Below are 25115 nucleotides of genomic sequence, written 5' to 3' on the forward strand. Positions count from 1 at the left end.
GCATAGCGCCGGACTGTGGGCACAATTGGCTTTGGCGTCTGACGAAGCGCAACGGATGGGGAGGCAGGAACGACGGTGGCGGAACGGAGCACGGCTGCCGTCGACGTGGCAGACAACAGCGGCGACGAGCCGCTGACCGCAAAGGCGGAGCAGGCCACGGCCGACGGGGTGGCCCAGACCCGGGAGCGGGACACGGCAGTAGACGAAGAAGCAGCAGAGACGGACGAGCCGACGAGTCCCAAGGCGGCCAAGCCTCCCGAGCTGCACAGCGGCCACAAACTCGCCAGACGCTATCGGCTCGAGGAGTGCGTCACCCGTCTGGACGGTTTCAGCAGTTGGCGTGCGGTGGACGAGAAGCTCCGCCGGGCCGTCGGCGTGCACCTGCTGCCCGCCGACCATCCACGGGCCCGCTCCGTCCTGGCGGCGGCCCGTTCCTCGGCGCTTCTCGGCGACCCGCGCTTCGTGCAGGTCCTGGACGCGGTCGAGGAGAACGATCTCGTCTATGTGGTCCACGAGTGGCTGCCGGACGCCACCGAGCTCACGGCGCTCCTTGCCGCCGGCCCCCTCGAAGCCCACGACGCCTACCAGCTGACGAGCCAGGTAGCCCAGGCCATGGCGGCCGCGCACCGTGAGGGCCTGGCCCATCTGCGACTGACGCCGAGCGCCGTGCTGCGCACCTCGTCCGGGCAGTACCGCATCCGCGGCCTCGCTGTGAATGCCGCGCTGCGCGGCATCAGCTCCGACACCCCGCAGCGCACCGACACGGAGGCGATCGGCGCGCTCCTGTACGCGGCGCTGACCCAGCGCTGGCCGTACGAGGACGACGCATACGGCATGTCCGGGCTGCCCAAGGGCGTGGGCCTCATCGCCCCCGACCAGGTACGCGCTGGCGTCCACCGCGGTCTCTCGGAGCTCGCCATGCGGGCACTCGCCAACGATGGTGCGACCGCCTCCCGCCAGGAGCCTCCGTGCACCACGCCCGAGGAGCTGGTGAAGGCGATCGGTGAGATGCCGCGCATCCGCCCGCCGGAGCCCGCGTTCACGGCGCCGCCCGAGTACCAGCGCACCACATACCAGCAGGGCACCTACGGCCGCCCCGCGGCCGGACCGGGCGCGACCCAGCCCGTGCAGGCTCCCCCGCCGCCGCTGCAGAGCCGTACCGGCAAGGCGCTCAAGTGGGCCGTGTCGGCGCTGCTCATCGCTGCGCTCGGGCTGGGCAGCTGGCAGCTGGCTGACGCCCTCATGGACCGGGGGAATTCCGGTGACTCCGGCACGACCCAGAACTCCGACGGCGACAAGAACCTGCCGAAGCCCAGCAAGCCGCTCACCATCGAGAACGCCCAAGAGTTCGTGGTCAAGGGTGGCGCACAGGACGCGGACAGCGTCCAGAAGACGTACGACGGTGACAGCTCGACGTACTGGCGAACCAAGACCTTCAACGACGGACCAAGGCTGGCCCCGTACAAGCCGGGCGTCGGTATCGTCTACGACCTCGGCTCGGAAAAGGAAGTCTCGGCCGCGTCGATAGGGCTGCGCTACGGCGGCAACCACACCTCGGTCTCGCTGTACGCCGTCGACTCCCTGTCGCCGTCCCAGTCCATCGAGTCCATGAAGAAGATCGGCACCGGCAACACCTCGACCAAGACCTCGAAGGTCAAGGCGGGCTCCCCGGTGAAGACGCGGTACGTGCTCTTGTGGATGACAGACGTACCTAAGTCCGGAACTGATGGGTACTGGGGTGCTGGCTACAAGCAGGCCATCACCGATGTGAAGTTCACGAGCTGAGACACAGGGCGGGACTCATGGGGGAGGGGGGTTCCACGGTGGAGAACACCACGCACGGCGACATGAGCGACCAGGACCTCCTGGCCCGCCATGTCGGCGGCGACAAGGACGCCTTCAGCGAGATCGTCCGACGCCACCGCGACCGACTGTGGGCCGTCGCCCTGCGCACCCTGGGAGACCGCGAGGAGGCCGCTGACGCGGTCCAGGACGCCCTGGTCTCCGCCTACCGCGCCGCACACACCTTCCGCGGCCAGTCGGCCGTCACAACGTGGCTGCACCGCATCACGGTGAACGCCTGTCTCGACCGGGCCCGCAAGGCGGCCTCCCGGAAGACCTCACCCGTCGACGACACCGAGCGGCTCGAACAGCTCCTGGAACCCCATGAGTCGGCTGCCGCTCCCGCCGAACGCAACGACCTCCACCGCGAGCTCCTCGAAGCGCTCGGCACCCTGCCCCCCGACCAGCGAGCCGCTCTCGTCCTGGTGGACATGCAGGGCTACCCCGTGGCCGAGGCAGCCCGCGTACTCGATGTCCCGACGGGAACGGTGAAGAGCCGCTGCGCCCGGGGCAGAGCCAGACTCCTCCCCCTGCTCACGCATCTGCGTACGGAACCTCCGGCACGCGGAGACGACAGCGGGGACACGGAAGGGGGAAGAAATCCCGGCCCAGGAAGGAACCGGACCCAGGGGACATCCGTCCCACCGGCAGCGAACCCCCGGGGTTCAGGACCAAGTGATGCGGCTTCAGTGAAGGGCGGAGGTGGGCGAGCGTGACGACGACTGACTCGGCCGGGCACCCGGACGTCGCCGAGATCTCCGAACTCACCGAGGGCCTGCTCCCACCGTCCCGCAGCATCGACATCCGTCGGCACCTGGACGACTGCGCGCTGTGCACGGATGTCTACGACTCCCTGGAAGAGATTCGCGGGATGCTCGGCACCCTGCCCGGGCCGTCGCGCATGCCCACTGATGTCACTGAACGCATCGACGCGGCCCTCGCCGCCGAAGCGCTGCTCGATGCTTCCACAGTCAATGCTTCTGACCTGGCAGAGGCCACGTCAGGAAAGCGCGGGCCGTCGGCGGAGCCGGAGGAAGCACCCGACGTCCCTGCATCCGCGCCCGCACCCGTCGCGCATGTTTCACGTGAAACAGCGATTCCCGCAGCCACTGCTGGCGGGTCCGCCGCCGACCGACCCGCTGGGCATCCTCGTGCCGCCACAGGACCGGGACGGCGTCGGGAGCGCCGGAGCGGCCGTGCCGGGCGTCGCCGCATCACCGTGCTGGGCGCTGTCGTGGCAGCGGCCGCCATCGGGCTCGGCACTCTGTTGATGCAGAACATGGGTGAGGACGGCTCGAAGGATTCACAGACCGAGACGCAGGCAGCAGATCCGCACGCGTACTCCACGGGCAGGCTGCAGGGCCAGGTCCACGATCTACTGACCAAGGGCGGCGCCCCGAAGAAGTCCTTCGACGTCCGCTCCAGCCCGCGCACACCGGACTCGAACCCGCCGGAGCGGGAGCCCACCGTCACCATCCCCGACTGCATCAACCGCAGTCTCGATGGCAAGACACCACTCGCCGCCGAGCGGGGAACATACGAGGGGAAGACCGCCTACCTGGTCGTGGTCGACCACGCCACGGACAGCAGCAAGGTCTCGGCCTATGTCATCGATGGCGCTTGCGCTGACAAGTCCTCGTCGGGCACCTCACAGGGCACGGTTCTGCTGACGCGCTCCTACTCCCGTAGCTGACCCTGCGAAGGCTTGGAGTTTCTGGCTGACTGACACGCTTCCGTACGCTCGGACCCGTCGGGAATGCACGCCCCGTAGGATCCGTTGGGTGGGGTGAGAGTCCTGAGAAGGGCACCCGCCAGCAGTACGCAGCAGTCGCCAGAGACGAGGAATCAAGCCGTGACCGACGTCCGTAACGTGATCATCATCGGCTCCGGGCCCGCCGGCTACACGGCGGCGCTCTACACCGCGCGCGCGTCGCTCAAGCCGCTGGTGTTCGAGGGCGCCGTCACCGCCGGTGGTGCGCTGATGAACACCACCGATGTGGAGAACTTCCCGGGCTTCCAGGACGGGATCATGGGCCCCGAGCTCATGGACAACATGCGTGCCCAGGCCGAGCGCTTCGGCGCCGAGCTGGTGCCGGACGACGTCATCGCCGTCGACCTCAGCGGCGAGGTCAAGACCGTCACGGACACCGCGGGCACCGTGCACCGTGCCAAGGCCGTGATCGTCACCACCGGCTCGCAGCACCGCAAGCTCGGCCTGCCGAACGAGGACGCGCTCTCCGGACGCGGCGTCTCCTGGTGTGCGACGTGCGACGGCTTCTTCTTCAAGGACCAGGACATCGCCGTGATCGGTGGTGGCGACACCGCGATGGAGGAGGCCACCTTCCTCTCGCGCTTCGCCAAGTCCGTCACGATCGTCCACCGTCGCGACAGCCTCCGCGCCTCCAAGGCGATGCAGGAGCGCGCCTTCGCCGACCCCAAGATCAAGTTCATCTGGGACAGCGAGGTCGCCGAGATCAAGGGCGACCAGAAGCTCTCCGGGCTGACGCTGCGGAACCTCAAGACGGGTGAAACCTCGGAGCTGCCGGTGACGGGCCTCTTCATCGCGATCGGCCACGACCCGCGCACGGAGCTCTTCAAGGGCCAGCTCGATCTGGATGACGAGGGCTACCTGAAGGTTGAGGTCCCCTCGACCCGTACGAACCTGACGGGCGTCTTCGGCGCCGGTGACGTGGTCGACCACACCTACCGCCAGGCCATCACGGCGGCCGGTACCGGTTGTGCCGCTGCCCTCGACGCCGAGCGCTTCCTCGCCGCCCTCGCGGACAGCGAGACCACGGCAGCCACTGTCTGACAACCGATCATCCTCCCCACCGCACAACCCAGTTAGGAGCCCGTCGTGGCCGACCTGAAGAACGTGACCGACGCTTCCTTCGAGGCGGACGTCCTCAAGAGCGACAAGCCCGTACTGGTGGACTTCTGGGCCGCCTGGTGCGGCCCGTGCCGCCAGATCGCTCCGTCCCTCGAGGCCATCGCCAAGGAGCACGGCGACAAGATCGAGGTCGTCAAGCTCAACATTGACGAGAACCCCGGCACGGCTGCCAAGTACGGCGTCATGTCCATCCCGACACTGAACGTGTACCAGGGTGGCGAAGTCGCCAAGACGATCGTCGGGGCCAAGCCGAAGGCCGCGATCGAGAAGGACCTGGCGGACTTCATCGCTGACTGATCCGCGGCGCTGTTTCACGTGAAACACGAATGGGCCAACCCCCCGTGGGTTGGCCCATTCGTCGTTCACAGCGGTCGCAGTGCCGGTTCCTTCTGAACGGCACCCAGCAGCCGGTCGATCGCCAACTCGACGTCTTCCTTCCAGGAGAGCGTCGTACGCAACTCCAGCCGCAGTCTCGGATACGCGGGATGCGGCCTTACCGTCTTGAATCCCACGGCCAGCAGATGGTCGGCGGGAAGCACACAGGCTGGCTTCTCCCACCTAGCGTCCCCGAATGCCTCGATCGCCTTGAAGCCTCGCCGCAGAAGATCCTTCGCCACCGTCTGAACCATGACCCGGCCGAGCCCTTGCCCCTGGTACCCCGGCATGATCCATGCAGTCATGAGCTGAACGGCGTCGGGGGACACAGGACTCGTGGGGAAGGCAGTGGAACGCGGGACATACGCCGGCGGCGCGTAGAGCACGAAACCCACCGGCACATCGTCGACGTACACGACCCTGCCGCAGGACCCCCACTCGAGCAGGACAGCGGAGATCCACGCCTCCTTCTCCAGCTCTGGGGTACCCGCCTTTACCGCAGCCTGGCCACTGACCGGGTCCAACTCCCAGAAGACGCACGCACGGCAGCGCTTGGGAAGGTCCGGAAGGTTGTCCAGCGTGAGCGGTACGAGCCGACGCCCCATGAAGGCGGATCCTCACTTCCTTCGCCGGCCGCGTCGCGAGCGGCTGTCAGAGCGCTCCGTTCTTTGAGCAAGCTGCCGACGAAGCCTCCGACCGCGCCCAGCCCAAGGCCCGCGGTCATCAGTCCGGTGCGGCTCACCGATCGCATGGCCCCTGCCTCCCCATGAGGTGCCGTCGGGTGGATGCGCCATACCCGAACGCATCGTATCCACGATGCGATTGCATCGATACCGTAAGAAAGCAAAGAGCGAGCCGTGTTCCGGTACACACCGGACACGGCTCGCTCTCACAGGACGGCCGGACGCCCCTCAGAGCGCCCCGATCCCTCAGTCCTCGGCCGACTCGTCGGGGGCGTCCTCGTCGAGCCCGCTCCTCAGGACCGGACCCTCACCCGGGGCCAGCGTGGCGAGGATGCGCTCCAGGTCCTCCAGCGACGCAAAGTCGACGACGATCTTGCCCTTCTTCTGCCCCAGGTCTACTTTCACCCGGGTCTCGAAGCGGTCGGAGAGCCGTGTCGCCAGACTGGTGAGCGCCGGCGAGACCCTGGTACCGGCGCGCGGCCCCTTCGCCTTCGGGGTGCTCTGGGGACGCGAACCCATGAGGGTCACGATCTCTTCGACAGCCCGCACCGAGAGCCCTTCGGCCACGATCCGGTGGGCCAGGCGGTCCTGCTCCTCCGAGTCCTCCACGGCAAGGAGCGCTCGCGCGTGTCCCGCGGACAGCACCCCGGCAGCAACCCTCCGCTGCACGGCCGGAGAGAGCTTCAGCAGCCGCAGCGTGTTGGACACCTGCGGGCGGGAACGCCCGATCCGGTCCGCCAGCTGATCGTGCGTGCAGTTGAAGTCCTTGAGCAGCTGGTCGTAGGCGGCCGCCTCTTCCAACGGGTTCAGCTGCGCCCGGTGCAGGTTCTCCAGGAGCGCGTCCAGGAGAAGCTTCTCGTCATCCGTGGCCCGGACGATCGCGGGGATGCGCTCAAGCCCGGCCTCGCGGCAGGCACGCCAGCGCCGCTCGCCCATGATGAGCTCGTAGCGCGAGGGACCCAGCTGCCGTACGACGACCGGCTGGAGAAGCCCGACTTCCTTGATGGACGTGACCAGTTCGGCGAGGGCGTCCTCGTCGAAGACCTCACGCGGCTGCCTCGGGTTGGGCTTGATGAAGTCGAGCGGAAGCTCCGCGAAATGAGCCCCGGCCGGACGCTCCAGCTCCTCCACCGGCGCGCTCGTCGGCTCCTCCGTCTCCGGGGGAACGGGACTCTGCGGCAGGGATGCCACCTTGGCCGCCGCGACGCCACGCTCCGCGGTGAGTACCGGCACCGCGGTCGGCGAGGTCGAGGCTCCGCCAGCTGCGGGAGCGGCCGACTTCTCACCCGTCGGGGCCGCAGGGATCAAGGCGCCGAGGCCACGCCCCAGCCCTCTCCGTCGCTCGCTCACTGCATCCCCTCCGTCATGCTCTGCTGGTCGTTCTGAGCGCCCGTGTGGGCGTGCTGCACGTCATAACGGATGCCCACCCCGCGCAGCGCAATCTCGCGGGCGGCCTCAAAGTACGAGAGGGCACCGCTCGAACCGGGATCGTAAGTCAGGACTGTCTGTCCATAGCTCGGAGCCTCGGAGATACGGACCGAGCGCGGGATGCTCGTCCGCAGCACCTCCTCGCCGAAGTGGTTGCGCACCTCGTCGGCGACCTGGGAAGCGAGCCGGGTCCGGCCGTCGTACATGGTGAGCAGGATCGTCGACACATGCAGGCTGGGGTTCAAGTGCCCCCGCACCAGGTCGACATTACGAAGAAGCTGACCCAGTCCCTCGAGTGCGTAGTACTCGCACTGAATGGGGATCAGGACCTCGGCTCCGGCGACCAACGCGTTGACCGTCAGCAGGCCGAGGGACGGCGGGCAGTCGATGAGGATGTAATCCAGCGGCTGCTCATACGCCTGGATCGCCCGCTGCAGTCGGCTCTCACGCGCCACAAGCGACACGAGCTCGATCTCCGCACCGGCGAGATCGATCGTGGCGGGGGCGCAGAAGAGACCTTCGACATCCGGAACCGGCTGGACAACTTCGGCGAGTGGCTTGCTCTCCACCAACACGTCGTAGATGGAGGGGACTTCGGCGTGGTGGTCGATCCCCAGTGCCGTGGAGGCATTGCCCTGTGGGTCGAGGTCAATCACCAGGACACGCGCACCGTGCAGGGCGAGGGATGCGGCAAGGTTGACGGTCGTCGTCGTCTTGCCCACTCCACCCTTCTGGTTGGCCACCACCATGACTCGGGTCTGCTCGGGTCGCGGCAGGCCCTCGCCCGCGCGGCCGAGAGCTTCCACCGCCAGTTGGGCGGCTCGACCGATGGGGGTGTCGTCCATCGGGGTCGGTGTTTCACGTGAAACATCCTCCCCCGCCGACTCGGTACGGGGACCGGGGACCGGATCGGTCATCGGTCCCGCGATGTTGGCGTCGGACCGCAAGGATTCACTCTCCTCGACTTCAGGCTCGCAATGAACAGAGCCTCCCATGCTTTCGGGGTCGTGAACCAGCGAGGCCCGGTCTTCTGTGGACGAATCCACCTCTGTGGACAACTCCGTTCCCTTGTCGAGGGAACCGAGTGGTCTGCGGTCGCGAGGTTCAGCAGCGCGGCCGCGACTGATGATGCCATGCAGCAGTGAGCGACGTTTCACGTGAAACACGATGCATAGTCGTTCGCGCCGCACCCCGGCGACACTCCGGTATGCGTACGTTTGCCTGCTTGTGTGGAGTATGGATTCCTGACGTCGGACGATCAGCGGCGACGTCGAGTCCGGCCCGTCCTGGCTGCCTTGGCCCGCTTGGCCGCGAACCGCACACCGCCCGGGCTCTCCCCGACCTCGACCCGGACCACCGTGGACAACGGGTCCACGATGCCCTCGCCGACGTGCAGCACCGAAGTGTTCACGGAACCGAGCTTGCTCAGGGCAGCGCTGGCGGCCTTGACCTCTTCCTCGGCCGTGTCGCCCTTGAGCGCCAGCATCTCTCCGTACGGACGGAGGAGAGGAACGCCCCACGCCGCGAGACGGTCGAGCGGGGCTACAGCACGTGCGGTGACCACATGGACGGGCGGTAGCTTGCCCAGGACCTCTTCAGCGCGGCCACGCACGACCGTCACATGGTCGAGACCGAGGAGCTCGACCACCTCGGTGAGGAAGTTCGTGCGCCGCAGCAGTGGTTCCAGCAGCGTGATCTTCAGGTCCGGGCGGACGAGCGCCAGGGGGATACCCGGAAGGCCGGCGCCCGAGCCGACATCGCACACCGTGACGCCCTGCGGCACGACCTCGGACAGCACGGCACAGTTCAGGAGGTGCCGCTCCCAGAGCCGAGGCACCTCGCGGGGGCCGATCAGCCCACGCTGCACTCCCGCGTCGGCCAGCAGCTCCGCGTACCGGACGGCGTCCGGGAAGCGCTCGCCGAATACTGTCCTGGCCTCTTCAGGCGCTGGGGGGAGCTCCGCTGCCTCCGACACAGGGGTCGTCCTTCCGTACCGCGCTACCGCACAGGGTCGCTGACTATCAGGCTGACAAAGACCGGCCCCGTCTGCGAACAGACGGGGCCGGAAGAACTACGTACCGAATCAGGCGGGCAGTACGACGACGAAGCGCTGCGGCTCTTCGCCCTCGGACTCGCTGCGCAGCCCGGCGGTCTTGACCGCGTCGTGCACGACCTTGCGCTCGAAGGGCGTCATCGGCTTGAGCTTCACCGGCTCGCCAGAGCTCTTCACCTCAGCCGCGGCCTTGGCACCCAGCTCGGAGAGCTCCTGGCGCTTCTTGGCGCGGTAGCCCGCGATGTCGAGCATCAGGCGGCTGCGGTCACCGGTCTCACGGTGCACCGCGAGCCGCGTCAGCTCCTGGAGCGCCTCCAGGACCTCGCCGTCACGACCGACCAGCTTCTGCAGATCACGGCTGCCCGAGTCGCTGATGATCGAGACTGCGGCCCGGTCCGCCTCGACGTCCATGTCGATGTCGCCGTCGAGATCGGCGATGTCCAGCAGACCCTCGAGGTAGTCCGCCGCGATCTCGCCCTCCTGCTCGAGGCGGGTGAGGGTGTCGCCAGCCTCAGCTGCGGCGGAGGTGGTGGTGCCTTCCGTCACGGGATGGACTCCTTCTACTTCTTGGAGGACGGGTGCTTGGGCCGCTGCTGGCCCTTGCGCTGTCCGGACTTGGCTTTGCTGCGGGTGCCGGAGCCGGGCTTGGAGCCGCCCTTCGGCTGGGCCTTGGCGGGGGCGTCCTTGGCTGCTGCGTCCTGAGGCTCCTTCTCCAGGGATGCCTTGGTGGACGTGTCCGAGCCGGAGTCGTCGGCCGGCTTGGCAGCGGCGTCGCTCTTGGCCGCCCCCTGCGTCGTGGCGGACTGCCGCTGCGACTTGCTCTGTCGCTTCGGCTGCTGCCGCTTCGGAGCTCCGCCGCCCGTGGTCGGCGTGCCGTCCTCGTTCTCGGTGGCGACCGTGGAGTCGCTGACGATCACGGTGCCGTCGGCCTGGGCGACAAGACCCGCCTTGCTCAGGCCGTTGATGAACTTCCGCTCGAACTCGTTGCGGTCGCGGCCCTTCGCGACGATCGCCTTGACGACGTTGGTCTCGCGGCGGTTACGCGTCTTCTTGGAGTGCGTGACGTGCTTCTGCAGACGCTCCAGGAACGCGGCCTGGGCCTTGGAGCCCGGGGTCGGGTTCTGGTGGATGACGTACATCTGCTGGCCCATGGTCCACACGTTGGTGGTCAGCCAGTAGACGAGGACACCGACCGGGAAGTTGATGCCGAAGACGGCGAACATGACCGGGAAGACGTACATCAGCATCTTCTGCTGCTGCATGAACGGCGTCTTGACCGTCGTGTCCACGTTCTTCGTCATCAGCTGGCGCTGCGTGTAGAACTGCGAGAACGACATCAGGACGATCATGATCGCGGTGACCACGCGAACGTCCGTCAGGGAAGCACCGAGCGCCTCGACCTTGGACGGGCTGTCCATGAACTTCGCGGCCAGCGGGGCGCCGAAGATGTGCGCCTTCCGCGCGCTCTCCAGGAGCGGGCCGTCGATGAAGCCGATCTCCTTGCCCGTGGCGATGCCATTGAGCACGTGGTACAGGGCGAAGAAGAACGGGGACTGCGCCAGGATGGGAAGGCACGAGGAGAGCGGGTTGGTGCCCGACTCCTTGTACAGCTTCATCATCTCTTCGGACTGGCGCTGCTTGTCGCTCTTGTAGCGCTCCTGGATCTTCTTCATCTCGGGCTGCAGCGTCTGCATCGCCCGAGTCGCCTTGATCTGCTTCACGAAGAGCGGGATCAGACAGATCCGGATCAAGATCACCAGGGACACGATGGACAGGCCCCAGGCCCAGCCCGTGTCAGGACCGAAGACCTTCCCGTACAGCGAGTGGAACTGGACGATGATCCATGAGACGGGCTTCGTGATGAAGCTGAAGAGACTGGCAATCGTGTCCACTAATCAGGCTCCTTGAGCATGGGACGGGGTCTCGGTCTCGGCGGCCGGGCTCGGGGGAGCCGAGGGAAGGTTCCCGGACGGCACGCCAGCGGCGGAGGTCCCGCCCTTGCGTTCGCGCCAGGCGGCACGCAGCATCTCGTGCCACCGCGGGCGCTTGCGCGGCGGAACATGGTCGACACCGCCCAGGGACCACGGATTGCACCGGAGGATCCGCCAGGCAGTGAGCGCTGTTCCCTTGATCGCACCGTGCCGGTCGATGGCCAGGTAGCCGTAGCGGGAACACGACGGGTAGTACTTGCACACCGGGCCGAGAAGTGGACTGATCGTCCACTGGTACAGCTTGATCAGCGCCAGCAGCGGGTACTTCATCGCGCGCCCCCTCCCAGTAGCCGCGACAAGGCGGCGTCCAGGTCTCGGGCCAGCTGTGCGTGGTCGGCGTCGCCCGCACCGGGCAACGCGCGTACGACTACCAGGCTACCGGGGGGCACCAAGGCCAATCGGTCACGCATCAGGTGTCGAAGCCTGCGCTTCACGGTGTTGCGTACGACCGCCCCGCCCACAGCCTTGCTCACGACGAAACCCGCACGCGTCGGGGGAACGCTCTCCCCCGATACGTGCGGGTCCGTTGCACCGCTGCTTAGGTGGACGACGAGGAGCGGGCGTCCGGCCCGGCGTCCTCGGCGAACCGCGGTCGCGAAGTCCTCGCGCCGCCTCAGCCGATGCTCGGTAGGCAGCACGACGGCATGACCTGACTGCGATCAGGCGGACAGGCGGGCGCGACCCTTGCCACGGCGGGACGCGAGAATCGCGCGGCCGGCACGGGTACGCATGCGCAGCCGGAAGCCGTGGGTCTTGGCGCGACGACGGTTGTTCGGCTGGAAGGTGCGCTTGCTCACTCGGGGGCTCCAGAAATGATTCGTAGATGGCGGGACATCGCCTGGCTGTCACCGTGCGCCCACGAGTAGCTCGCAATACGCCCGAGTGCACCGCTAAACGATCACGGAAAGTGATCTTGCCCATCGGAGGCAGGCGGCAGCAGCCATCGACAACTCGACCTGGTTACGGTACGCGGGGCTACGCCATCCGGTCAAACCGGCCGTCAGGGCGAGACACTGTGCACAGCCTGTGGACAACAACTTGAACCGCACCCGTTGCCCTGACTACCGTGGCTGAACTCCGATTCGTTCCCTTCCCCCTGCCCATCCCGATTTCCGTCCCAGGAACCACACCTTCGTGGGACCCCGTGAGAGAGCGTGCCCTGTGGCTGACGTACCTGCCGATCTTGCCGCAGTGTGGCCACGAGTTCTGGAACAGCTGCTCGGCGAGGGACGCGGACAGGGTGTCGAGGCGAAGGACGAGCACTGGATCAAAAGGTGCCAGCCGCTGGCGCTTGTCGCGGACACCGCCCTGCTCGCCGTGCCGAACGAATTCGCCAAGGGTGTCCTCGAAGGACGCCTCGCCCCGGTGGTCAGCGAGACCCTGAGCCGTGAGTGTGGCCGGCCGATCCGCATCGCCATCACCGTCGACGACTCGGTCGGCGAGCCGGCCCCTCCGGCGCCCCCCGTACAGCAGCAGCCCGCGCCGCAGCCCCCGCAGCGCTACGAGGAGCCAGAGCTGCCCCCCGCCTCCGGCCAGCGCCGGGACGCGTACGAGAACCACGAGCCGTACGAGAGCTACGGCCACCGCCCGGCGGACGAGCAGAGCGGCGGTGCGCGGAACGACTCGCTGCCGACCGCCCGTCCCGCCTACCCGGACTACCAGCGGCCCGCGCCCGGTGCCTGGCCCCAGCAGGAGCCCCAGGACGACTACGGCTGGCAGCAGCAGCGGCTCGGCTTCCCTGAGCGCGACCCGTACGCCACACCCGCGCAGCCGCCGCAGCGCGACTACCGGACCGCGCCGCAGCAGGACCACTCGCCCTACGAGCGCGACCGCCCTTCGTACGACCAAGAGCGTCCCTCGTACGACCAGGAGCGCTCCCCGTACGACCAGCAGCGCCAAGCTCCGCGGCAGGAGCCGCAAGGGCGGCAGCCTCCGCGGGAGCACACCGACCGCCGTGAGCGGCACGAGCTGTCCCAGTCCGCCAACGGTCCGGGCGGTCACGTCGACCCCAGGGGCGGCGCCCCCGGCCCGCTGGCCGCGCAGCCCGCTCCCGCGACCGGCCCGGGTGAGCCCACCGCGCGCCTCAACCCCAAGTACCTCTTCGACACTTTCGTCATCGGTGCGTCGAACCGGTTCGCGCACGCGGCCGCCGTGGCCGTCGCCGAGGCGCCCGCGAAGGCGTACAACCCCCTGTTCATCTACGGGGAGTCGGGACTCGGCAAAACGCATCTGCTGCATGCGATCGGGCACTACGCCCGCAGCCTCTATCCCGGCACGCGGGTGCGGTACGTGAGCTCCGAGGAGTTCACCAACGAGTTCATCAACTCCATCCGCGACGGCAAGGGCGACAGCTTCCGCAAGCGGTACCGCGAGATGGACATCCTTCTTGTCGACGACATCCAGTTCCTCGCGGACAAGGAGTCGACGCAGGAGGAGTTCTTCCACACCTTCAACACGCTCCACAACGCGAACAAGCAGATCGTGCTCTCCAGCGACCGGCCGCCCAAGCAGCTGGTGACCCTGGAGGACCGGCTGCGCAACCGGTTCGAGTGGGGCCTGATCACGGACGTCCAGCCGCCCGAGCTGGAGACCCGTATCGCGATCCTTCGTAAGAAGGCGGTGCAGGAGCAGCTCAACGCGCCTCCGGAGGTGCTCGAGTTCATCGCGTCCCGCATCTCGCGCAACATCCGTGAGCTGGAAGGGGCGTTGATCCGGGTCACGGCGTTCGCCTCGCTCAACCGGCAGCCCGTGGACCTGGGGCTCACAGAGATCGTCCTCAAGGACCTGATCCCGGGCGGCGAGGACGCGGCTCCGGAGATCACGGCGACGGCCATCATGGCGGCCACCGCCGACTACTTCGGGCTCACCGTGGATGATCTGTGCGGATCCTCGCGCAGCCGCGTCCTGGTGACGGCGCGCCAGATCGCCATGTATCTGTGCCGGGAGCTGACCGACCTCTCCTTGCCGAAGATCGGCGCCCAGTTCGGCGGCCGCGACCACACGACCGTCATGCACGCCGATCGCAAGATCCGGGCGCTGATGGCTGAGCGGCGATCCATCTACAACCAGGTCACCGAGCTCACCAACCGCATCAAGAACGGCTGACGGGCCGCCGTCGGAACCGTCTGCAGAAGCCTTAGAAGGGCGCTCCGGATCAACTTCCGGGGCGCCCTTCGGCGTTGCCCGGGGCCTGCGTCCACATCCGGTGTTCGAATCTGCCCGGAGTTACGCCTGTTCTCCACAGATCTGCGGACTTTCTGGCGTCCACACCCTGGGGACCGCCAAGTTGTCCAGACCGTGTCCACAGACGATCCTGCTGAAAGGTCATCAACCCAGGTCAGCTGCTTGTGGATTCGTGGACGAAGACTCTCCACAGCCTGTGGAAGAGATCTTCGTCCACAGGCTGTTCAAAACGTTGTCCACCGGCGGCCCACAGGCTGTGGCTCGTTGTCCCCAACTTTGGTCAGCTTCTCCACACGGCTGTCCACTGTTCGGCAACGCAACGCGCCCTCTCACCGAGTCGAGTGAAAGGCGTCACACCAAGGGGGTCGGTTGGCCTGTGGGGAAGCTGGGTAAAGCTGGGGACAGCGCTGGGGAGAAGTGGCCTCCACCTGTGCATCGGGTGTGCAGAACTTTCCCCCGTCCACAGAAACCGCAGGTTGTCCACCGCTCGCGCCCACAGGTGCCGTGGATAAAAAACCGGCTCTGACCTGCGCATTTGCTGTTATCCACGGTTTCCACAGGCCCTACTACTACTCCCAACTAGAGAGTCCTGGGATTTCGTTTGGAAGTGGGGGCTGTGCACAACTCGAGCTCGCTGGGCCCGACACCTCTCGGCACGACTTGACCCCGACCGGCACCGACTGTCAGTGCGGTGCGTCAGACTGGTCCCCGGTGCCAGCAACAGCAGGAGGGCGGCTAAGTGAAGATCCGGGTGGAACGCGACGTACTCGCGGAGGCGGTGGCCTGGGCGGCTCGCAGTCTCCCGGCCCGGCCGCCTGCGCCCGTCCTCGCGGGCCTGCTGCTGAAGGCCGAGGACGGCGCACTGAGCCTGTCCAGCTTCGACTACGAGGTCTCGGCGCGTGTCTCCGTGGACGCGGAGGTGGATGAGGACGGCACGGTCCTCGTCTCCGGCCGTCTCCTCGCCGACATCTGCCGCGCCCTCCCCAACCGCCCCGTGGAGATCTCCACAGACGGTGTGCGGGCGACGGTGGTCTGTGGCTCCTCGCGATTCACACTCCACACACTCCCTGTGGAGGAATACCCCGCGCTGCCGCAGATGCCGACGGCCACGGGCACGGTCCCCGGTGAGGTCTTCGCCTCTGCCGCCTCCCAGGTGGCCATCGCGGCCGGGCGTGACGACACGCTGCCCGTCCTGACCGGCGTGCGCATCGAGATCGAGGGCGACACGGTCACCCTGGCCTCCACCGACCGCTACCGCTTCGCGGTCCGCGAGTTTCTGTGGAAGCCGGAGGACCCGGAGGCGTCCGCGGTGGCCCTGGTGCCCGCCAAGACACTCCTGGACACCGCGAAGGCGCTCACGAGCGGCGACACGGTCACCCTGGCGCTCTCCGGCTCGGGCGCGGGCGAGGGACTCATCGGCTTCGAGGGCGCGGGTCGGCGCACGACGACGCGTCTGCTCGAGGGCGACCTGCCCAAGTACCGCACGCTTTTCCCGACGGAGTTCAACTCCGTCGCGGTGATCGAGACGGCCCCGTTCGTCGAGGCGGTCAAGCGCGTGGCTCTCGTGGCCGAGCGCAACACCCCGGTCCGGCTCAGCTTCGAGCAGGGCGTGCTCATCCTGGAGGCGGGCTCCAGTGACGACGCACAGGCTGTGGAAAGGGTCGACGCCCAGCTCGACGGCGACGACATCTCCATCGCCTTCAACCCGACGTTCCTGCTCGACGGCCTGAGCGCGATCGACTCCCCGGTCGCCCAGCTCTCGTTCACGACGTCCACGAAGCCCGCGCTGCTCAGCGGCAAGCCCGCCCTCGACGCCGAGGCGGACGACGCGTACAAGTACCTGATCATGCCTGTACGCCTGAGCGGCTGAGCCCACAGGTGTGCGCGTACGTCCGGGCGTAGGCTCGGACGCAGGTACGAAAGTGCCTGCAACGCCACATCGCTACTTAAGGAAGACCTCTGATGGAGCTCGGTCTCGTCGGCCTCGGCAAGATGGGCGGCAACATGCGCGAGCGGATCCGCCGCGCAGGCCACACCGTCATCGGATACGACCGCAACCCGGACGTCGCGGATGTCCACAGCCTCGAAGAGCTTGTGGGCAAGCTCAAGGGCCCGCGCGTCGTGTGGGTGATGGTCCCCGCCGGGGCCGCGACCCAGTCCACGGTCGACGAGCTCGCCGAGCTCCTGTCGCCCGGCGACGTGGTCGTGGACGGCGGAAACTCCCGCTGGACGGACGACGAGAAGCACGCCGAGGAGCTCGCCGCCAAGGGCATCGGCTTCGTCGACTGCGGCGTCTCCGGCGGCGTCTGGGGCCTGGAGAACGGCTACGCCCTGATGTACGGCGGCGACGCCGAGAACATCGCGAAGGTCCAGCCGGTCTTCGACGCCCTGAAGCCCGAGGGCGACTTCGGCTCCGTCCACGCGGGCAAGGTCGGCGCGGGCCACTTCTCCAAGATGGTCCACAACGGCATCGAGTACGCGATGATGCAGGCGTACGCCGAGGGCTGGGAGCTCCTCGAGGCAGTGGACTCGGTCACCGACGTGCGCGAGGTCTTCCGCTCCTGGCAGGAGGGCACGGTCATCCGCTCCTGGCTGCTCGACCTGGCGGTCAACGCCCTGGACCAGGACGAGCACCTGGACAAGCTCAGGGGGTTCGCACAGGACTCCGGAGAGGGTCGGTGGACCGTGGAGGCGGCGATCGACAACGCCGTGCCGCTGCCCGCGATCACCGCGTCCCTCTTCGCGCGTTTCGCCTCGCGCCAGGAGGACTCCCCGCAGATCAAGATGGTCGCGGCGCTGCGCAACCAGTTCGGCGGGCACGCCGTCGAGAAGAAGTAATCCACACGTTCCACAGATCCACGGATTCGGTGGGCACGGGCAGCGGCCTTGTCCACACCCTGGGGGAGGTCGGTCACGACCATGCACGTCACGCATCTGTCGCTGGCCGACTTCCGCTCGTACGCCCGGGTCGAGGTACCTCTCGATCCGGGCGTCACCGCGTTCGTGGGGCCCAACGGCCAGGGCAAGACGAACCTGGTGGAGGCCGTCGGCTATCTGGCCACGCTCGGCAGTCACCGGGTCTCCTCCGACGCCCCGCTGGTGCGCATGGGCGCCGACCGCGCCGTCATCCGGGCCGCGGTGCGCCAGGGCGAGCGGCAGCAGCTGATCGAGCTCGAGCTCAACCCCGGCAAGGCCAACCGCGCCCGCATCAACAGGTCCTCGCAGGTCAGACCGCGTGATGTGCTGGGGATCGTGCGGACGGTGCTGTTCGCGCCCGAGGACCTCGCGCTGGTCAAGGGCGACCCCGGGGAGCGGCGGCGCTTCCTCGACGAGCTGATCACGGCGCGCTCCCCGCGCATGGCGGGCGTCCGGTCCGACTACGACCGCGTCCTGAAGCAGCGCAACACCCTTCTCAAGTCCGCCGCCCTGGCCCGCCGCCACGGCGGCCGCTCCATGGACCTGTCCACGCTCGACGTCTGGGACCAGCACCTCGCGCGCGCGGGCGCCGAACTGCTCGCCCAGCGGCTCGACTTGATCGCGGCACTCCAGCCGCTGGCCGACAAGGCGTACGAGCAGTTGGCGCCCGGCGGTGGCCCGCTCGCCCTGGAGTACCGGCCGTCCTCGCCGCAGGTCGTCGGGCAGACGCGCGAGGAGCTGTACGAGCAGTTGATCGCCGCCCTGGTGGAGGCGCGCAAGCAGGAGATCGAGCGGGGCGTGACCCTGGTCGGCCCGCACCGCGACGAGCTGCTGCTCAAGCTCGGCGAGCTCCCGGCGAAGGGCTACGCCTCGCACGGGGAGTCCTGGTCGTACGCGCTCGCGCTGCGCCTGGCCTCGTACGACCTGCTGAGGGCGGAGGGGAACGAGCCGGTCCTCGTCCTCGACGACGTCTTCGCGGAGCTCGACGCGCGCCGGCGCGAGCGGCTCGCGGAACTGGTGGCCCCGGGTGAGCAGGTGCTGGTGACGGCCGCGGTGGACGATGACGTTCCGGGTGTGCTCGCCGGGGCGCGGTATGCGGTGTCGGACGGTGCGGTGGAACGCGTATGAGTGCAGAGAGTGCCGAAGGGCCCCACAAGGAGACACCCGGTATCTCCGGTTCCGGTTCCGCTTCCGCGGATACCCCGAAGACGCCCGAGCCCTCCGGAGTCGACCTGGCCCGGGTCGCGCTGCGCGCCGCCAAGGAGCAGGCACGCGCGCGTGGGGCGGCGGCACAGCAGAAGAAGCAGGCGCGGCGCGGCGGGCTGCGGTCCGGGGCGCGCGCCGACGGGCGCGATCCGCTGCCGCTCGGCTCGGCCATCAACCGCTTGATCACCGAGCGCGGCTGGGAGACCCCGGCCGCCGTGGGCGGCGTCATGGGGCGCTGGCCGCAGATCGTCGGCGAGGACCTGGCCCGGCACTGCGTCCCGCAGAAGTACGACGAGGACGACCGGGTCCTGACGGTGCAGTGCGACTCGACGGTGTGGGCGACGCAGCTGCGGCTGATGGCTCCGCAGCTGGTCGCTCGGCTCAACGAGGACCTGGGGCACGGCACCGTACGCCTCATCAAGGTCCTCGGTCCCGGTGGTCCCGCGCGGCGCTTCGGGCCCTTGCGCGCACCGGGCAGCACGGGTCCCGGTGACACCTACGGATGAGGTCGTCGGCGGCGGTAGCTGGGGGTTGACGTCCCGAAGCGCTGAGTGCCGCTGTGAGCCTCTCGGAGCCCGGGGCCGCATATGGGGAGTCGGCTGAGGCCGGTTCAGGGCGGCACATGCGGACTCAGGTACCGGCAAACCCCCATCACTGTCAGCGCTACCGGTAGACTGGAAGCTAATCCCGCCCCACTTGTGGGACGCACCGAGCAAACGCTGATCAAGGCTTTCCAAGCAACACGCCGCAGCCGCTCCGGCCACCGCCGGGTGCTTGGCTTGTGCTGTGCCAGAAAGGGCGCTTCGTGGCCGATTCCGGCAACCCCAACGAGAACATCCCGTCTACTGCCGCCGGCGAGAGCGGCGAGGTCCCCCCCGAGGTGGCTACAGAGCCGACCTCGGAGGCGACCGCGTCGTACGACGCCAGCGCCATCACCGTCCTCGAGGGTCTGGACGCGGTCCGCAAGCGGCCCGGCATGTACATCGGCTCGACCGGTGAGCGCGGCCTGCACCACCTGGTCTACGAGGTCGTCGACAACTCGGTCGACGAGGCACTCGCCGGACACGCGGACACCATCGACGTCACGATCCTCGCCGACGGCGGCGTGCGCGTCGTCGACAACGGTCGTGGCATCCCCGTGGGCATCATCCCCTCCGAGGGGAAGCCGGCCGTCGAGGTCGTGCTCACCGTGCTGCACGCGGGCGGCAAGTTCGGCGGCGGCGGGTACGCCGTCTCCGGTGGTCTGCACGGCGTCGGCGTCTCCGTCGTGAACGCGCTGTCCACGAAGGTCGCCGTCGAGGTCAAGACCGACGGCCATCGCTGGACGCAGGACTACAAGGCGGGTGTGCCGACCGCGCCGCTCGCCGAGCACGAGGCCACCGAAGAGACCGGCACCTCGGTCACCTTCTGGGCCGACGGCGACATCTTTGAGACCACCGAGTACTCCTTCGAGACGCTCTCGCGGCGTTTCCAGGAGATGGCGTTCCTCAACAAGGGTTTGACGATCAAACTCACTGATGAGCGCGAGTCGGCCAAGGCCACGGCGGGTGCGGACACGGCCGAGGCGGGCGACGACACCGAGGTCCGTACGGTCACGTACCACTACGAAGGCGGCATCGTCGACTTCGTGAAGTACCTCAACTCCCGCAAGGGCGAGGTCGTCCACCCGACCGTCATCGACGTCGAGGCCGAGGACAAGGAGCGGATGCTCTCGGCCGAGATCGCGATGCAGTGGAACTCGCAGTACAGCGAGGGGGTCTACTCCTTCGCGAACACGATCCACACGCATGAGGGCGGTACGCACGAGGAGGGCTTCCGGGCCGCGCTGACGGGTCTGGTGAACCGGTACGCGCGCGACAAGAAGCTGCTGCGCGAGAAGGACGACAACCTCACGGGTGAGGACATCCGCGAGGGTCTGACCGCGATCATCTCGGTGAAGCTGGGCGAGCCCCAGTTCGAGGGCCAGACGAAGACCAAGCTGGGCAACACGGAGGCGAAGACCTTCGTGCAGAAGGTCGTGCACGAGCACCTCACGGACTGGTTCGACCGCAATCCGAACGAGGCCGCGGACATCATCCGCAAGGGCATCCAGGCCGCCACCGCGCGCGTGGCCGCCCGTAAGGCCCGCGATCTGACCCGCCGCAAGGGACTGCTCGAGACGGCATCCCTGCCGGGCAAGCTCAGCGACTGCCAGTCGAACGACCCCACCAAGTGCGAGATCTTCATCGTCGAGGGTGACTCCGCCGGTGGCTCGGCGAAGTCCGGCCGCGACCCGATGTACCAGGCGATCCTGCCCATCCGAGGCAAGATCCTGAACGTCGAGAAGGCGCGCGTCGACAAGATCCTGCACAACCAGGAAGTCCAGGCCCTGATCTCGGCCTTCGGCACGGGTGTGCACGAGGACTTCGACATCGAGAAGCTCCGCTACCACAAGATCATCTTGATGGCGGACGCCGATGTCGACGGCCAGCACATCAACACCCTCCTGCTGACCTTCCTGTTCCGCTTCATGCGGCCGCTGGTCGAGGCGGGCCACGTCTACCTGTCGCGGCCGCCGCTCTACAAGATCAAGTGGACCCGGGACGACTTCCAGTACGCGTACTCGGACCGTGAGCGCGACGCCCTCATCGAGCTGGGCCGTCAGCAGGGCAAGCGCATCAAGGAAGACTCGGTGCAGCGCTTCAAGGGTCTCGGTGAGATGAACGCCGAGGAGCTCCGCGTCACCACGATGGACGTCGACCACCGCGTCCTCGGCCAGGTCACGCTGGACGACGCCGCCCAGGCGGACGACCTCTTCTCCGTGCTCATGGGCGAGGACGTCGAGGCGCGTCGCTCGTTCATCCAGCGCAATGCCAAGGACGTCCGCTTCCTCGACATCTGAGCCGGTCAGGCGAACGCCAGCTCACCCGACCGCACCGAAAGGATCTTGACCGGCCATGGCCGACGAGAACAACCCCACCACCCCCGAGGACGGCGAAGGCCAGACGCTGCGCATCGAGCCCGTCGGGCTCGAGACGGAGATGCAGCGCTCCTACCTCGACTACGCGATGTCCGTCATCGTGTCGCGTGCGCTGCCCGACGTCCGGGACGGCCTGAAGCCCGTCCACCGCCGCGTCCTGTACGCGATGTACGACGGCGGTTACCGCCCCGAGAAGGGCTTCTACAAGTGCGCCCGCGTCGTCGGCGACGTCATGGGTACGTACCACCCGCACGGCGACTCCTCCATCTACGACGCCCTGGTGCGCCTCGCCCAGCCGTGGTCGATGCGGATGCCGCTCGTCGACTCCAACGGCAACTTCGGCTCGCCGGGCAACGACCCGGCCGCCGCCATGCGCTACACCGAGTGCAAGATGGCGCCGCTGGCCATGGAGATGGTCCGGGACATCGACGAGGAGACCGTCGACTTCACGGACAACTACGACGGCCGCAACCAAGAGCCGACGGTCCTGCCGGCACGCTTCCCGAACCTGCTGATCAACGGCTCGGCGGGCATCGCGGTCGGCATGGCCACCAACATCCCACCGCACAACCTCCGCGAGGTCGCGGCGGGCGCGCAGTGGGCGCTCGAGCACCCTGACGCCACGCACGAGGAGCTGCTCGACGCCCTCATCGAGCGCATCAAGGGCCCCGACTTCCCCACCGGCGCGCTGGTCGTGGGCCGCAAGGGCATCGAGGAGGCGTACCGCACGGGCCGTGGCTCCATCACGATGCGCGCGGTCGTCGCGGTCGAGGAGATCCAGAACCGCCAGTGCCTGGTGGTCACCGAACTCCCGTACCAGACCAACCCGGACAACCTCGCGCAGAAGATCGCCGACCTCGTCAAGGACGGCAAGGTCGGCGGCATCGCCGACGTCCGCGACGAGTCGTCCTCGCGTACGGGCCAGCGCCTGGTGATCGTCCTGAAGCGGGACGCGGTCGCCAAGGTCGTGCTCAACAACCTCTACAAGCACACCGACCTGCAGTCCAACTTCAGCGCCAACATGCTGGCGCTGGTCGACGGCGTGCCGCGCACCCTCTCGCTGGACGCCTTCATCCGGCACTGGGTCACACACCAGGTCGAGGTCATCGTCCGGCGTACGAAGTTCCGGCTGCGCAAGGCCGAGGAGCGGGCCCACATCCTGCGCGGCCTGCTCAAGGCGCTGGACGCGATCGACGAGGTCATCGCGCTCATCCGCGGCAGCCAGACGGTCGACATCGCGCGCGAGGGCCTGATGGGCCTGCTCTCGATCGACGAGATCCAGGCCAACGCCATCCTCGAGATGCAGCTGCGCCGCCTCGCCGCCCTGGAGCGCCAGAAGATCGTCGCCGAGCACGACGAACTCCAGGCGAAGATCAACGAGTACAACGCGATCCTGGCCTCGCCCGAGAGGCAGCGCCAGATCATCAGCGAGGAGCTCGCGGCGATCGTCGAGAAGTTCGGCGAGGACCGTCGCTCCGCGCTCGTCCCCTTCGACGGCGACATGTCCATGGAGGACCTGATCGCCGAAGAGGACATCGTCGTCACGATCACGCGCGGCGGCTACGTCAAGCGCACGAAGACGGATGACTACCGCTCACAGAAGCGCGGCGGCAAGGGCGTTCGCGGCACGAAGCTCAAGGAAGACGACATCGTCGACCACTTCTTCGTGTCGACGACCCACCACTGGCTGCTGTTCTTCACCAACAAGGGCCGCGTCTACCGCGCGAAGGCGTACGAGCTCCCGGACGCCGGACGCGACGCCCGCGGCCAGCACGTGGCGAACCTCCTCGCCTTCCAGCCGGACGAGCAGATCGCCGAGATCCTCGCGATCCGTGACTACGAAGCGGCGCCCTATCTGGTCCTCGCCACGAAGGGCGGCCTGGTCAAGAAGACCGTCCTCAAGGACTACGACTCGCCCCGCTCGGGCGGCGTCATCGCGATCAACCTCCGTGAGACGGATGACGGTTCGGACGACGAGCTGATCGGTGCCGAGCTGGTGTCGGGCGACGACGATCTCCTTCTGATCAGCAAGAAGGCGCAGTCGATCAGGTTCACCGCAACGGACGACGCGCTGCGTCCCATGGGCCGCGCGACCTCGGGCGTCAAGGGAATGAGTTTCCGCGACGGCGACCAGCTGCTCTCGATGAATGTCGTCCGGCCCGGTACGTTCGTCTTCACCGCCACCGACGGTGGGTACGCGAAGCGCACCAACGTGGACGAGTACCGCGTCCAGGGTCGCGGTGGCCTCGGCATCAAGGCCGCCAAGATCGTGGAGGACCGTGGCGAACTCGTCGGCGCGCTGGTGGTCGAGGAGACCGATGAGATCCTCGCCATCACGCTGTCCGGCGGTGTGATTCGTACGCGAGTCAACGAGGTCAGGGAGACGGGCCGTGACACCATGGGCGTCCAACTGATCAACCTGGGCAAGCGCGATGCCGTGGTCGGTATCGCTCGTAACGCCGAGGCCGGGCGTGAGGCCGAAGAAGTCGACGGCGACGTCGTGGACGAATCTGCCGAGGGCGAGACGGTCACCGGCACGGACGAGGGCAGCGAGTCCTCGGCCGAGTAGCGCGAGGAGTGAGTCATCGTGAGTGGAGCCACGGGCGCCGGATCTAAGCGAACCGGCACAGCCGGTACGGACGGTGCCCGTGGCCCCGCCACGGAGGCTCACGAATCCCACGAGCCTCATGGATCCCAGGGGGGAACTGTGACCGACACCCGAGGTCCGCAGACCGCGCAGTACGACGGCTCGTACGGCGGCCAGGGGGGCACGTCCGGCGGCGCTTCAGGAGCCCTGCCCGGTGAACGGCAGCCGCAGCAGCAGCCCGCGCAGCCCTACCACCCGCCGCAGGCGTACCAGTCGGCTCCGGCGGGCGCGGTCCGCAGGCCCCGCACCGGGGCGCGCACCACGCCGCGTACCCGCAAGGCGCGCCTGCGCGTGGCCAAGGCCGATCCGTGGTCGGTGATGAAGGTCAGCTTCCTGCTCTCCATCGCGCTGGGGATCTGCACGATCGTCGCGTCCGCGGTGCTGTGGATGGTCATGGACGCGATGGGCGTCTTCTCGACCGTGGGCGGCACGATCTCCGAGGCCACCGGGTCGAACGAGTCCAACGGCTTCGACCTGCAGTCCTTCCTGTCGCTGCCGCGCGTCCTGATGTTCACGACGATCATCGCGGTCATCGATGTGGTCCTCGCCACGGCCCTGGCGACGCTCGGCGCCTTCATCTACAACCTCTCGGCGGGCTTCGTGGGCGGTGTCGAGCTGACGCTGGCCGAGGACGAGTAGGCGCCGCCCCGTACGGCTCAGGTATCGATTTTGGGACTGGCCCACACGTGCGCTAATCTTCAGAGGTCAGCGCGCGGGGCACTCCCCGAAGAGCGCGGCGGGGCTATAGCTCAGTTGGTTAGAGCGCATCCCTGATAAGGATGAGGCCACAGGTTCAAATCCTGTTAGCCCCACAGTGGCGTAAAGCCTGGTCAGAAGGCCGGTAGATCGAAAAGATCTACCGGCCTTCTGCGTGTGACGACCCCGGAGCCCGGGAGAATCCGAGAGTTTTCCACCGCTCCGAAGGCCCTTGACTTCAACTGA

22 protein-coding genes and 1 tRNA gene are annotated in these 25115 nt (G+C 67.8%); 14 read left to right on the forward strand and 9 right to left on the reverse strand.

Translation table 11 applies throughout. The features are described 5' to 3' along the window. Positions 1 to 75: 75 nt before the first annotated feature. The 5 genes from ACFWYM_RS02885 (at position 76) to trxA (ending at position 5029) form a co-directional block, all read left to right on the forward strand. Complete coding sequence (locus ACFWYM_RS02885) at positions 76 to 1785, forward strand: serine/threonine protein kinase (RefSeq protein ID WP_384829192.1); 1710 nt, start codon at positions 76 to 78, stop codon at positions 1783 to 1785. 17 nt (positions 1786 to 1802) lie between these two features. Continuing rightward, the gene (gene sigM / locus ACFWYM_RS02890) at positions 1803 to 2558 is read left to right on the forward strand and encodes an RNA polymerase sigma factor SigM (RefSeq protein ID WP_384829194.1); all 756 of its coding nucleotides are present in this window, start codon (positions 1803 to 1805) and stop codon (positions 2556 to 2558) included. Next, positions 2555 to 3535, forward strand: a complete 981-nt coding sequence (locus ACFWYM_RS02895; protein ID WP_384829196.1) for a hypothetical protein — start codon at positions 2555 to 2557, stop codon at positions 3533 to 3535. Before sigM ends, ACFWYM_RS02895 begins: the two co-directional genes overlap by 4 nt. A 159-nt stretch (positions 3536 to 3694) precedes the next feature. Next, complete coding sequence (gene trxB / locus ACFWYM_RS02900; protein WP_384829198.1) at positions 3695 to 4654, forward strand: thioredoxin-disulfide reductase; 960 nt, start codon at positions 3695 to 3697, stop codon at positions 4652 to 4654. A 45-nt stretch (positions 4655 to 4699) separates the two neighbouring features. Next, the gene (gene trxA, locus ACFWYM_RS02905) at positions 4700 to 5029 is read left to right on the forward strand and encodes a thioredoxin (protein WP_384829200.1); all 330 of its coding nucleotides are present in this window, start codon (positions 4700 to 4702) and stop codon (positions 5027 to 5029) included. A 65-nt stretch (positions 5030 to 5094) separates the two neighbouring features. Here trxA and ACFWYM_RS02910 read toward each other — a convergent pair whose 3' ends face one another. The 9 genes from ACFWYM_RS02910 to rpmH all read right to left on the reverse strand — a co-directional run bounded on the left by ACFWYM_RS02910 (position 5095) and on the right by rpmH (position 12059). Continuing rightward, positions 5095 to 5712 (reverse strand): GNAT family N-acetyltransferase, encoded by a 618-nt coding sequence (locus tag ACFWYM_RS02910; protein ID WP_384829202.1) that lies wholly within the window; start codon positions 5710 to 5712, stop codon positions 5095 to 5097. Positions 5713 to 6036: 324 nt separating this feature from the next. After that, positions 6037 to 7140, reverse strand: a complete 1104-nt coding sequence (locus tag ACFWYM_RS02915; RefSeq protein WP_384829204.1) for a ParB/RepB/Spo0J family partition protein — start codon at positions 7138 to 7140, stop codon at positions 6037 to 6039. Next, entirely contained in the window at positions 7137 to 8213 is a 1077-nt protein-coding gene (locus ACFWYM_RS02920; protein ID WP_384829424.1) for a ParA family protein, read from the reverse strand. The genes ACFWYM_RS02915 and ACFWYM_RS02920 overlap by 4 nt, the downstream gene beginning before the upstream one ends. A gap of 263 nt (positions 8214 to 8476) precedes the next feature. Further along, positions 8477 to 9193 (reverse strand): 16S rRNA (guanine(527)-N(7))-methyltransferase RsmG, encoded by a 717-nt coding sequence (rsmG, locus tag ACFWYM_RS02925; RefSeq protein WP_384829206.1) that lies wholly within the window; start codon positions 9191 to 9193, stop codon positions 8477 to 8479. A gap of 108 nt (positions 9194 to 9301) precedes the next feature. Next, positions 9302 to 9817 (reverse strand): protein jag, encoded by a 516-nt coding sequence (locus ACFWYM_RS02930; RefSeq protein ID WP_384829208.1) that lies wholly within the window; start codon positions 9815 to 9817, stop codon positions 9302 to 9304. Positions 9818 to 9831: 14 nt separating this feature from the next. Continuing rightward, positions 9832 to 11163, reverse strand: a complete 1332-nt coding sequence (gene yidC, locus ACFWYM_RS02935; RefSeq protein WP_384829210.1) for a membrane protein insertase YidC — start codon at positions 11161 to 11163, stop codon at positions 9832 to 9834. A 3-nt stretch (positions 11164 to 11166) separates the two neighbouring features. Continuing rightward, positions 11167 to 11532, reverse strand: a complete 366-nt coding sequence (yidD, locus tag ACFWYM_RS02940; protein ID WP_384829212.1) for a membrane protein insertion efficiency factor YidD — start codon at positions 11530 to 11532, stop codon at positions 11167 to 11169. Continuing rightward, positions 11529 to 11900, reverse strand: a complete 372-nt coding sequence (gene rnpA, locus ACFWYM_RS02945) for a ribonuclease P protein component (RefSeq protein ID WP_384829214.1) — start codon at positions 11898 to 11900, stop codon at positions 11529 to 11531. Before rnpA ends, yidD begins: the two co-directional genes overlap by 4 nt. 21 nt (positions 11901 to 11921) lie before the next feature. Beyond that, positions 11922 to 12059 carry a 50S ribosomal protein L34 gene (gene rpmH / locus ACFWYM_RS02950; protein ID WP_003949374.1) on the reverse strand — a complete coding sequence of 46 codons (138 nt, stop codon included), beginning with the start codon at positions 12057 to 12059 and terminating at the stop codon, positions 11922 to 11924. Between the two features lie 364 nt (positions 12060 to 12423). Between rpmH and dnaA the strand changes: the two genes are divergently transcribed. From dnaA to ACFWYM_RS02995, 9 genes are all read left to right on the forward strand, one after another. Then, positions 12424 to 14367, forward strand: a complete 1944-nt coding sequence (dnaA, locus tag ACFWYM_RS02955) for a chromosomal replication initiator protein DnaA (RefSeq protein ID WP_384829216.1) — start codon at positions 12424 to 12426, stop codon at positions 14365 to 14367. Positions 14368 to 15184: 817 nt separating this feature from the next. Continuing rightward, positions 15185 to 16315 (forward strand): DNA polymerase III subunit beta, encoded by a 1131-nt coding sequence (gene dnaN / locus ACFWYM_RS02960; RefSeq protein ID WP_384829218.1) that lies wholly within the window; start codon positions 15185 to 15187, stop codon positions 16313 to 16315. 92 nt (positions 16316 to 16407) lie between these two features. Then, entirely contained in the window at positions 16408 to 17283 is an 876-nt protein-coding gene (gnd, locus tag ACFWYM_RS02965; protein WP_384829220.1) for a phosphogluconate dehydrogenase (NAD(+)-dependent, decarboxylating), read from the forward strand. Positions 17284 to 17364: 81 nt separating this feature from the next. Then, positions 17365 to 18489 (forward strand): DNA replication/repair protein RecF, encoded by a 1125-nt coding sequence (recF, locus tag ACFWYM_RS02970; RefSeq protein ID WP_384829222.1) that lies wholly within the window; start codon positions 17365 to 17367, stop codon positions 18487 to 18489. Beyond that, positions 18486 to 19073 carry a DUF721 domain-containing protein gene (locus ACFWYM_RS02975; RefSeq protein WP_384829225.1) on the forward strand — a complete coding sequence of 196 codons (588 nt, stop codon included), beginning with the start codon at positions 18486 to 18488 and terminating at the stop codon, positions 19071 to 19073. The genes recF and ACFWYM_RS02975 overlap by 4 nt, the downstream gene beginning before the upstream one ends. A gap of 275 nt (positions 19074 to 19348) precedes the next feature. Further along, the gene (gyrB, locus tag ACFWYM_RS02980; RefSeq protein WP_384829227.1) at positions 19349 to 21448 is read left to right on the forward strand and encodes a DNA topoisomerase (ATP-hydrolyzing) subunit B; all 2100 of its coding nucleotides are present in this window, start codon (positions 19349 to 19351) and stop codon (positions 21446 to 21448) included. A 55-nt stretch (positions 21449 to 21503) separates the two neighbouring features. Continuing rightward, positions 21504 to 24095: a DNA gyrase subunit A gene (gyrA, locus tag ACFWYM_RS02985; RefSeq protein ID WP_384829229.1), complete on the forward strand. Its 2592-nt coding sequence runs from the start codon at positions 21504 to 21506 to the stop codon at positions 24093 to 24095. 18 nt (positions 24096 to 24113) lie between these two features. Beyond that, on the forward strand, positions 24114 to 24812 hold the full coding sequence (locus ACFWYM_RS02990; protein WP_384829231.1) for a DUF3566 domain-containing protein: 699 nt from the start codon (positions 24114 to 24116) through the stop codon (positions 24810 to 24812). 99 nt (positions 24813 to 24911) lie between these two features. Further along, positions 24912 to 24985: transfer RNA gene (locus ACFWYM_RS02995), tRNA-Ile, on the forward strand. Positions 24986 to 25115: the final 130 nt, after the last annotated feature.

This window comes from Streptomyces sp. NPDC059009, from assembly GCF_042740175.1.
In the GTDB taxonomy this organism is placed as follows: domain Bacteria; phylum Actinomycetota; class Actinomycetes; order Streptomycetales; family Streptomycetaceae; genus Streptomyces.